This window comes from Caulobacter sp. (assembly GCF_035254145.1).
In the GTDB taxonomy this organism is placed as follows: domain Bacteria; phylum Pseudomonadota; class Alphaproteobacteria; order Caulobacterales; family Caulobacteraceae; genus Caulobacter.
On record NZ_DATFAV010000064.1, the window covers coordinates 1 to 2,302 of the forward strand.

General features: G+C 71.3%; 3 protein-coding genes. 1 reads left to right on the forward strand and 2 read right to left on the reverse strand.

From position 1 onward, the window contains the following. Both VJ655_RS03535 and VJ655_RS03540 read right to left on the reverse strand, forming a co-directional pair. Positions 1-903: methylated-DNA--[protein]-cysteine S-methyltransferase (locus VJ655_RS03535; protein WP_324098321.1), on the reverse strand; the 903-nt coding region annotated here is incomplete at its 3' end. Positions 904-965: 62 nt separating this feature from the next. After that, positions 966-1,442 carry a DUF2244 domain-containing protein gene (locus VJ655_RS03540; RefSeq protein ID WP_324098319.1) on the reverse strand — a complete coding sequence of 159 codons (477 nt, stop codon included), beginning with the start codon at positions 1,440-1,442 and terminating at the stop codon, positions 966-968. A 64-nt stretch (positions 1,443-1,506) separates the two neighbouring features. Here VJ655_RS03540 and nth point away from each other — a divergent pair, with 64 nt between their 5' ends. Then, on the forward strand, positions 1,507-2,223 hold the full coding sequence (gene nth, locus VJ655_RS03545; protein ID WP_324098323.1) for an endonuclease III: 717 nt from the start codon (positions 1,507-1,509) through the stop codon (positions 2,221-2,223). The last annotated feature ends 79 nt before the right edge of the window (positions 2,224-2,302 follow it).

The window sequence follows — 2,302 nt, forward strand, 5'->3', positions numbered from 1 at the left end:
TCCCTCTGGGAGAGGGAATCTCTGCGTCGCCTCCATCCCCAGCATCGCCGCCTTGCGGGCCAGGCCCCAGTGGTAGCCGGTCAGCCGGCCGCTCTTGGCGATGGCGCGGTGGCAGGGGATCAGCAGCGAGATCGGATTGGCGCCGATCGCGCCGCCGGTCGCCTGGAACGCCCGGGGCTTGCCGGCCCAGCACGCCACCTGGCCATAGGTCGCCGTCGCGCCCGCCGGAATGGTCAGCAGCGCCTTCCAGACCTGGATGTGGAACGGCGAGCCGATCAGCACCACCGGCAGCGGGCCCTCCCCGCCAGCGAAGGCGTGCAAGGCCGTGGCCTGCGCGGCCGCGTCGTCGCGGATCCAGTCGGCGGCCGGGAAGCGGCGGTGCATGTCGGCGAAGCTGGCTTCGTCGTCGCCGTCCGAGAAGGCCAGGCCCGCCAGGCCCCGGTCGGCCATCACGAACAGCCCCCGGCCGAACGGCGTCGGAGCCCAGCCCCAGCGCAGCCTCATGCCCGCCCCGCGCCGCCGCACCTCGCCGGGCGTCGCCGCCTCCTGGGCGATGAACAGGTCGTGCAGGCGCGAGGGTCCCGACAGGCCGGCGTCGAAGGCCGCGTCCAGCACCGTGCCCCCGGCCTCCAGCGACCGCCGCGCCTCGGCGTGGGCGATGGCCGAGACGAAGGTCTTGGGACTGACCCCGGCCCAACGGGTGAAGATGCGCTGGAAGTGAAACGGCGACAGGCCCACGGCCTGGGCGGCCTCGTCCAGCGAGGGATGATCGGACCACCGCTCGGCCAGCCAGTCGAGCGCCTTGGCCATGCGGTGGTAGTCGACCGAGCGTTCGGCGAGACGGGCCAGCTCCTGGCTGGCCGCTTCCGAAGGGGTCGAGAGGGGGGATGCGTCATATGCCATGTCCGGCACGTTAGGCCCGTCGGATAACGCCGTCCGCCCGCTTCTTGCGGTGTCGTCGACGCTCACGACCACCGCTCCGCCCGCGCGGCGCGGATCGCCTCGCGCAGGGCGCCCGCGAAGCTGACCCGCTCCTCGGGACTGAGCGATCGGGCCAGGGTCAGCCGCTTGCGATGGATCATCACCCGCACGCGCGCCTCGTGCTCGCCCGGCTGCTCGAGGTCCACGCGGGTGAAGGCCGTGGGCGAGGTCCAGATCGTCCGCGCGCCCTTCTCGTCTTCCCGGCTGACGGTGACGGCCTCGGCGGTGACCTGGACCCGTTCGATCCGCCGGGCGGCGCGATCACTGGCGCGTAGCGCGAGCCACAGCGCCAGCACGTCCAGCCCCAGGAACGGCAGCACCGGCGGCGCGCCGACCACCAAGAGGAAGATGGCGACCATGACGTTGAACGCCATCATCACGCCCAGCAGCACCGCCGCCCCCTGCGGGCTCAGCGAGCGATGCGGCGCGATCACGCGGTCCATGTAGAGCGGCGAGGCCATGCCCCGAATTTAGGAGCCTGGACCGCGCTTGGCGAGCGCCGCGCATCACGGCATGGTCCGCGCCATGGCCCGTTCCGCTTCGGCAAAGCCCGCTTCGGTGAAGAAGAAACCCGTCCGCAAGGCGGTCAGGAGGATCAGCCCCGCCGAGCGCGAGCGCGTCGAAATCCTGTTCGCGCGGTTCGAGAGCCTGGAGCTGCGGCCCAAAACCGAGCTGAACTACGCCAACCCCTACGAGCTGGTCACCGCCGTGGCCCTGTCGGCCCAGGCCACCGACGTCAGCGTCAACAAGGCCACCGACAGGCTGTTCAAGGTCGCCAACACGCCCCAGGCGATGCTCGACCTCGGCGAGCGGGGCCTGATCCCCTACATCGCCTCGATCGGCCTCTACCGGACCAAGGCCAAGAACGTCCTCGCCACGGCCAACATCCTGGTCAGCCAGTACGGCGGTCAGGTCCCCCTGAACCGCGCCGCCCTGGAGAGCCTGCCCGGCGTCGGGCGGAAGACCGCCAGCGTGGTGCTGAACGAGCTGGACATCGAGCCGGCCATCGCCGTCGACACCCACGTCTTCCGCGTCTCGCATCGGCTGAAGCTGTCGGCCGGCAAGACCCCGGACGCGGTCGAGCAGGACCTGATGCGGATCGTGCCCCCGCCCTACCAGACCCGGGCGCACCACTGGCTGATCCTGCACGGGCGGTATGTCTGCGTGGCGCGCAAGCCCAAGTGCGAGGTGTGCAAGATCAGCGACCTGTGTCCCTCGCGGGAGCTGTTCCTGGGGGCGTAGGGCTTCAAGTTTCTCCCCCGCGACGCGTGGGAGGTGGCCCAGAGGGCCGGAGGGGGCCAGCTCGGCCTTCACGGCGCTT